Raw genomic sequence first — 7,176 nt, forward strand, 5'->3', positions numbered from 1 at the left:
TGGGGCCCCATCATGATCGCCGTTTGGGCCCTGGGGTGGCTGTGGAAACGCGGCCACAACGACCACCCGAGGGCCAAAACGGCGATCAAAGCCACCCGAGTCCCTCAGCCATCCGAGTCCCTCAGCCGCCCGAACCCCTCCGTCGGGCGGGGCCAACCTTGTCAGGGGCGGCACTAGCAGTCTCGGGGGCGGCCCTGTGGACAGGCGGACGTTCTCCACAGGCGGCCCGACCGGCCTGGCACGACGAGTGCCGCGCGGTCACGATCTCCCTGCTCGCCGGCTACGCGGCTCGCCGGCGAGTCGCATTCAGCCGGCGAAGCGGTGAGTCAGGTGGCTCCCGTCCCGACCACGGAGGTCCCAGCGATGTCCCTGCTGCCAACAGTCGTCTCACTGGCCGCGATGGTGGCGGGCTGCGCGGTCCTGGCCCATGGGCTGGCGCGGCGCCCAGCCGAGGACCGGGGCGCCGTGCCTGGCCGGCCCGGCCAGCTCCGCCGGGCGGCCCGGCCCGGCGACGCCGGCATGTCGACCGCCGAGTACGCCGTCGGCACGGTCGCCGCGGTGGCGTTCGCGGGTGTGCTCTACGCGGTCGTCAGCAGCTCGGCGACCCACGATCTGATCATGTCGGTGGTTCGCCGCGCCCTGACACTCCCCTTCTGACCATGTACCGGTCCCGAAGCACACTCGCGACGCCGGCCGCTCGCCGTCTCGACCCCCCTGCCGTCAGGCCACCCGACGCGCGACGACCGCCAGCAGCGCGGACCGGCGGGCAGGTGGCCAACGAACGAGGCAGGCCGGACCCGGCCCAGCGGGCGAGCCCTCGCGGGAGTCGCCGGCCCGACCGGGGCCAGGCGACCGCGGAGCTGGCCCTCGGTCTGCCGACCCTCGGCGCGGTCATCATCGTGGCCTTGTGGCTGCTCGCGGCCGTCGGCGCGCAGGCACGGGTGGACGAGGCGGCAAGGATCGGCGCGCGCGCCGCCGCCCGTGGGGAGGCCGACGGGCAGGTCGTCGCGTGGGTCCGTGGCGCGGCGCCGTCCGGCGCGACGGTGGAGATCGCTCACCGGGACGACCAGGTCGCGGTGACGGTGCACTATCGGCTCGCCGCGGCCGGCCCACTGGTTACGCCCATCGCGCTCACCGCCACGGCGACGGCTCCGTCCGAACAGGCGATCGCCGACGCGGCGTCGGCGGACGTGGCCACTCCGGCCCGAGCCGACGCGGCGCCGCCCCCACCAGACGACGAGAACAGACGATGAGCGCGTTGACCAGGCCAGAACGACGGCGCCGGGCGCGGTCTGCGCCCCCCGATAGACGGTCTGCGCCACCGGGAAACCGGAACCGCGATCGTGGCTCGGCGACGGTGCTGTTGCTGGGCTGGCTGCTCGTCGTCGCGACGGTGGGCGCGATCCTGCTCGCCGTCGGGGCGGTGACTCTGGCTCGGCGGCAGGCGGCCACCGGAGCGGACCTCGCGGCGCTGGCCGGGGCAATGGACCGAACCGGGGATCCGGCGGTCGTCTGCGCGCAGGCCCGGAGGTTCGCGGCACGTAACGGCACGGACCTGCTCGCCTGCCGGGTGGGCGGCGGCGCGGTCGAGGTCGTCGCGGCGGCGCGGCTGCCGCCAGTACTAGGCGGGTTCGGTCCGCTCACGGCAACCGCGCGGGCGGGGCCGTGGATCGGCACGCAGCAACGGCCCACGACCGGACCGGGCTAGCGGTCTCGGCCGTGGGCCGTCCTGGACAGTGGACAGGAATCGGGGTGTTTTCACGCCCGGGAACGTCAGTCGCGAACGGTGTCCTGACCAACGGTGTCGCTCGCGCCGCGGGCACGGGCGACCACCCGGTCCCTGGGGCGGTCCGACGGGTAGACCGCGCCCGCCGCGGTCCTGCTGGTCGACTGCGCAGGCACGGCTTCGCCACGGTCGGCGGCCGCGTCATCAGAGCCGGCGGGCTTGCCCACCGGCCGGCGGAAGCGCCCGAAGGGCATCGTCGCCGTCGCCGAGTCGTCCGCGGTGACCACCGGCGTCGGGCCGGTGCGAGCGCCATCGGCCGAGGGCACGGTCGCGGCGCCCGCCGGAGCCTCGCGGCCGGACCTGATCAACGTGCCGTCGGTCGAGCGGCGGCCGAACCTCGACCGGACCGGAGCCGTGGCCTGCGCCTGCGGGGCCGGAGCGGTCGCCTGGGGAGCGGTCGCCTGCGGGACTCGCGGCTGCGGCGCCGTGGCCTGCGGGACAGTGACCGGGGGGACCGTGGCCTGAGGAACAGTGGCCTGGGGAACAGCGGCCTGAGGAGCCGGAGCGGTCGTCTGCGGGACGGTCGACCCAGCCGCCAGCCCAGCGGCAGCGAGCTCGCGCCGCTGTACCCGCAGGGTCCGACGGCGACGGCCACCGCGGACGAGGCCACCCCACATCAGCTGAAGGGCGATCACGGTGAGCACACCGGTGAGCAGCCCGAACGCGAACAGTCGCCAGTTGTCGAATGCGAACTCGTGACCGAAGAGCGCGACCTGTGTCACGTCATTGCTCTCCAGCACGATGTCCGCGGTGAGCCCGCCCGCGATGACGAGCAGCACCACGCCAAGGGTGAACACCCTGACCTCCTGATCCCCCGACTAGATCGGATTCCTTGTGGTCGTCGGACAGAGGAGCGCCCGCCTCCCGAGGCCTGCTCCGTCGATCCGCTACGACGGACCGGCGGAGCCCCTCGCGCAGGGCTGGGCGACCTTGCCGGGCGCTCGTCCGCCGGCCGGGCAAGCCCGGCGACGGCCTAGATCACCTCGACGATCGCGAAGTACCCACCTGGCGCGGAGATATCCGCCTCAGGCCCGACGGGTTCGATCAGGTCGAGCGGATCCGCTCCAGGACGGAGTTGAGCAGGCGGACAGCCGCGGCCTTGTCCAGCGGGTCGTTGCCGTTGCCGCACTTGGGCGACTGGACGCAGGACGGGCAGCCCGCGGGGCATTCACACGCCACGACCGCGTCCCGGGTGGCGGTCAGCCAGGGCTCGAACCGCCCGTACCCCCGCTCGGCGAAGCCGGCGCCGCCTGGCTGCCCGTCGTAGACGAAGATCGTCGTCTGGCCGGTGTCCGGGTGCAGCGCGGTCGACACGCCGCCGATGTCCCACCGATCACAGGTGGCGAACAGTGGGAGCAGGCCGATCGCGGCGTGCTCGGCGGCATGGACCGCGCCGGGCACGTCCGCCGGCTCGATCGCCGCCTGTTCCAGCAGCCGGTCCGAGACCGCGTACCAGACGCCGCGAGTGCGCAGGTGACGCGGCGGCAGGTCGAGCGGCACGTCGCCGAGAACCTCGCCAGTCGTGATCAGTCGCCGCTGGTAGCCGACCACCTGGCTGGTCACCTCGACGGTGCCGAAGAACACCGTCAGCTCATCGTCGACCGGACGGGAGCGGCTGGACTCGACGATCCGGATGTCGGTGTGATCGCGGGCCGTGGTCGTCCAGTCCGGCGCCGCGCGGACGACGAACGCGACCGATTCGTCCAGGTCCAGCTCGTCGACGACGAAGCTCACGCCCTGGTGCAGGTAGACCGCGCCGGCATGAACGGTGGAGTGGGAGGTGGCCGCGTCGACGGTGCCGAGCAGACGGCCGGTGTCGGCCTCGACGATCCGCACCGGGGTGCCACCGACGCCCCGGATGTCGACGTCCGGGCGCGACCGCTGCGTCCAGTACCAGCCGTTCGGGCGCCGGCGCAGCCGGCCGCGGCGGACCAGATCGTCGAGCACCGCCCTGGCCGACGGGCCGAACAGGGCCAGGTCGGCCTCGGTGACGGGCAGCTCCGCGGCGGCGCATTCCAGCTGGGGTCCGAGTACGTAGGGATTGTCCGGGTCGAACACCGTCGCCTCGACCGGCCGGCCGAACACCGCCTCCGGGTGATGCACCAGGTAGGTGTCCAGCGGGTCGTCCCTGGCGACCAGCACCGCCAGCGCGCCCTGGCCCGCGCGCCCGGCCCGCCCGGCCTGCTGCCACAGCGAGGCCAGCGTGCCCGGATAACCGGCGATCACCGTCGCGTCCAGGCCGCTGATGTCGACGCCGAGCTCGAGCGCGGACGTCGCGGCGACGCCGAGCAGGTCGCCGGAGCGCAGCCGGGCCTCCAGCTCGCGCCGCTCCTCGGCCAGGTAGCCGGCCCGGTACGCGGCGACGTGCTCGCCGAGCTCGGGCGCCACCAGGCCGAGCGCCCGGCGGGCCGAGTTGGCGACCACCTCGGCCGCCCGGCGGGACCGGACGAAGACCAGTGTGCGCACCCCGTCGACGACCAGGTCCGCCATCAGGTCCGCCGCCTCGGCCGTCGCAGACCGCCGCACCGGCGCCCCGTTCTCCCCCGCGCCCGACCCCTGACTGCCACCCGGCCCCGCCGCGGAGCTCGGCTCCTCAACGGCACCGGGCCCCTCAACGGCGCCCAGGCCCCGACCGTCACCCGGCCCCTCAGCACCCCGTGGCGCCCGCTGGCGGCTGATCCCAGCCGCGGCAGTGGCGGGCTGGTCCCGAGGCGCGGTGAGAAACAGGGGCGGCTCGTAGAGGACGAAGTCGGTCGCTCCACGCGGCGAGCCGTCCTCGTCGACCACGTCCACGTCGACGCCGGTGAGCCGACCGGCCGCGACGCCAGGGTCGGCGACAGTCGCCGAGGCCAGCACGAAGACTGGATCCGCCCCGTAGCGAGCGCAGACCCGGCGCAGCCGCCGCAGCACCTGGGCGACGTGCGCGCCGAACACACCGCGATAGCCGTGGCACTCGTCGACGACGACGAAACGCAGGCCACGCAGGAACGGGCCGAACCGGCGGTGCCCCGGCAGGATGCCCCGATGCAGCATGTCCGGGTTCGTCAGTACGAAGTTGGCGTGCGCGCGCACCCATTCACGTTCGGCGGCCGGCGTGTCGCCGTCATAGCTGGCGGCCCGGACCGCGGTCAGCGTGAGCGCCCGGATCGCCCGCAGCTGGTCGTGCGCGAGGGCCTTGGTGGGTGCCAGGTACAGCGCCCGCGCGCCGGGATCCGCGAGCAGCGCGCTGAGCACCGGAAGCAGGTATCCGAGCGACTTCCCGGACGCCGTCCCGGTGGCCAGCACGACGCTGCGCCCGGCGTGCGCGGTTGTCGCCGCCGCCGCCTGGTGACTCCACGGCGCCGTCACGCCCGCGGCCCGCAGCCGGCCCAGCAGCAGCGGATCCACCCAGTCCGGCCAGTCCACCGCGGACCCGAGCCGCGCCGGGACCCGCTCGACGTGGGTGACGCAGCGGTCGCGCCGACGGTCCGCCCGCAGCCGGGAAAGGATCTCGGAGCCCCGGTCGGTCCCCACCGTCGGAATCACCCGAGTCAGGATAGTGCGCCCCCGGTCAGGACAGGGCGGCATAGTGGGCCGGGCCGGTCGCTGGCCACACCCGGACCGCACCGGGCGAGCCGGGTCGGCGGACGATCCCGCGTGATGGCCCAGAACTCGCGGGAAACGGCCAACATCCGCCCCCACGGCCCAAGACGTCGCGACGGACAGGCGGGCGCGGCAATCTGTCGGACAACCCGCGCGCATCCGACATATCCCACAGACCGGCGCGGAAAGGCGACAGGACGCGATCGTAGAAGCCACTGCGGTGTCTTCTGACAACCGAACGAAGGTCGGTCACCGACAGTCGCACCCGAAGCCGCAAGATCCGGCGTAGATTTCCGGTGGCGTCGGTACGCGTCAGGTCCGGCGCGCGGGGTCATCCCGGCGCGGCGGCACCGGCTGGATGCGCCCGAGCCAGGCGGATTGATCCTCCGTCTGGCGGGGTAGTGGCGCCTGAAACCGGGCCGGCCGGGCCGGCCATCGCGCAGCCCGACGACCGCCAGACGCTCTGTGACGACGCAGCACCGCCGACGACGCAACACCCCAGGAGGACCCCCGTGGACCTGTCCCTCACGACCCGCCAGGAAGGCGACCACACGGTCGTCGTCGTGGGCGGCGAGATCGACGTCTACACCGCGCCGAAGCTGCGCGAGCAGCTCATCGACCTGGTCTCCGCCGGCTCCTATCACCTGGTCGTCGACATGGAGGGTGTCGAGTTCCTCGACTCCACCGGTCTCGGCGTCCTGGTCGGGGGCCTGAAGCGGGTCCGCGCGCACGACGGCTCGCTGCGCCTCGTGTGCACTCAGGAGCGGATCCTCAAGATCTTCCGGATCACCGGCCTGACCAAGGTCTTCCCGATCCACGCCTCCGTCGAGGAAGCGCTCGCCGCCACCGACTGACCGGGTACAGCGCCTGGTCCGTGCTCGCGCCGCGTCCCCTCGACGCGGGTGTGGGCTCTCACGGGTCGTTTCGCCGAGGCAGCCGGTCGGGCTGCCCCGGGACGCCGTCCCCGCCGACTCGGACCAGAGCCGGCGGGGACGTGGTGCCGGCCTCGCTCACCTCGGCTCTCGTCGCCGTGATCGGCGGGCCGGCTGGAGGGGCGAAACAGGACAAGCTCTACCTCGAACGACCAGAATGTGCCCCTGGCCGGGGACCCGCCGATCTGCGCCCCGGACCCGTGCCAACGACCTCGTGTCGCCGGAGAAGCAGATCGGTGGGAGGCGCCGCATGTCCACCGTCGACACATCCACCGTCGACACACCCACACTCGGCACGTCCACCGTGGAGTTGCGCATCGCCGCCCTGCCAGGACATGTCCGTACCGCCCGAATGATCGCGACGGCGGTCGCCCGGCGGTCCCTGGTGCCGACGGACGCGCTCGACGAGATCAGGTTCGCGGTGGGCGAGGCCTGCCTGCGCGCCGTGAACGTGAACCGCCTTCGCGCCCCCGAGGACCTGGTCGTCGTCAGGATGACCAGCGCCGACGGCGTCTTCACCGTCTCGGTCGCCGACTCCGGCGAGCCGGGCGACGACGCGGCTCCAGGCCCCGACGGCGGGCCGCTCGGTCTGCCCGCTCTGTTCGGCGTCGCCGGCTACGGCACGGAGACCGCCGGCAGCGGCCCTGGTGCCGAGTACCTGCCCGGCGACGCGGACTCCGCGGGTGCTGGATCGGCGCTGCCTCCAGGCATCGGGCTGGCCCTCATTGAGGGGCTCGTCGACGACGTCGAGGTCCGCCGCCGCCCGGACGGCGTCGGCACGGTCGTCACGATGACCTGGGACACCACGTCCCTGGTCGACGGCGGCCTGGCGACGGCCCGCTGAGGTAGCTCCCGCCGCCCGCGCCGGATCCGGCG

7 protein-coding genes are annotated in these 7,176 nt (G+C 73.7%); 5 read left to right on the forward strand and 2 right to left on the reverse strand.

The genetic code is table 11. The features are described 5' to 3' along the window. The first annotated feature begins 363 nt into the window (after positions 1-363). From I6A60_RS31350 to I6A60_RS31360, 3 genes are all read left to right on the forward strand, one after another. Positions 364-657, forward strand: coding sequence for a DUF4244 domain-containing protein (locus I6A60_RS31350; RefSeq protein ID WP_203024626.1), 294 nt, complete (start codon positions 364-366; stop codon positions 655-657). A gap of 113 nt (positions 658-770) precedes the next feature. Next, a complete protein-coding gene (locus I6A60_RS31355; RefSeq protein WP_307873955.1) occupies positions 771-1,253 on the forward strand; it encodes a TadE family type IV pilus minor pilin in 483 nt (160 codons plus the stop codon). Further along, on the forward strand, positions 1,250-1,708 hold the full coding sequence (locus I6A60_RS31360) for an Rv3654c family TadE-like protein (RefSeq protein ID WP_203024624.1): 459 nt from the start codon (positions 1,250-1,252) through the stop codon (positions 1,706-1,708). The genes I6A60_RS31355 and I6A60_RS31360 overlap by 4 nt, the downstream gene beginning before the upstream one ends. 65 nt (positions 1,709-1,773) lie before the next feature. Here I6A60_RS31360 and I6A60_RS31365 read toward each other — a convergent pair whose 3' ends face one another. Together I6A60_RS31365 and I6A60_RS31370 are read right to left on the reverse strand one after the other, a co-directional pair. Then, positions 1,774-2,583, reverse strand: a complete 810-nt coding sequence (locus I6A60_RS31365; protein WP_203024623.1) for a hypothetical protein — start codon at positions 2,581-2,583, stop codon at positions 1,774-1,776. A 247-nt stretch (positions 2,584-2,830) separates the two neighbouring features. Next, positions 2,831-5,353: a DEAD/DEAH box helicase gene (locus I6A60_RS31370; RefSeq protein WP_238436642.1), complete on the reverse strand. Its 2,523-nt coding sequence runs from the start codon at positions 5,351-5,353 to the stop codon at positions 2,831-2,833. Between the two features lie 527 nt (positions 5,354-5,880). Here I6A60_RS31370 and I6A60_RS31375 point away from each other — a divergent pair. Both I6A60_RS31375 and I6A60_RS31380 read left to right on the forward strand, forming a co-directional pair. After that, positions 5,881-6,222: an anti-sigma factor antagonist gene (locus I6A60_RS31375; protein WP_013421530.1), complete on the forward strand. Its 342-nt coding sequence runs from the start codon at positions 5,881-5,883 to the stop codon at positions 6,220-6,222. 328 nt (positions 6,223-6,550) lie between these two features. Beyond that, on the forward strand, positions 6,551-7,144 hold the full coding sequence (locus tag I6A60_RS31380; protein ID WP_203024622.1) for an ATP-binding protein: 594 nt from the start codon (positions 6,551-6,553) through the stop codon (positions 7,142-7,144). Positions 7,145-7,176 lie beyond the last annotated feature (32 nt).

The sequence above is a fragment of the Frankia sp. AgB1.9 genome, assembly GCF_016786355.1.
Lineage (GTDB): Bacteria > Actinomycetota > Actinomycetes > Frankiales > Frankiaceae > Pseudofrankia.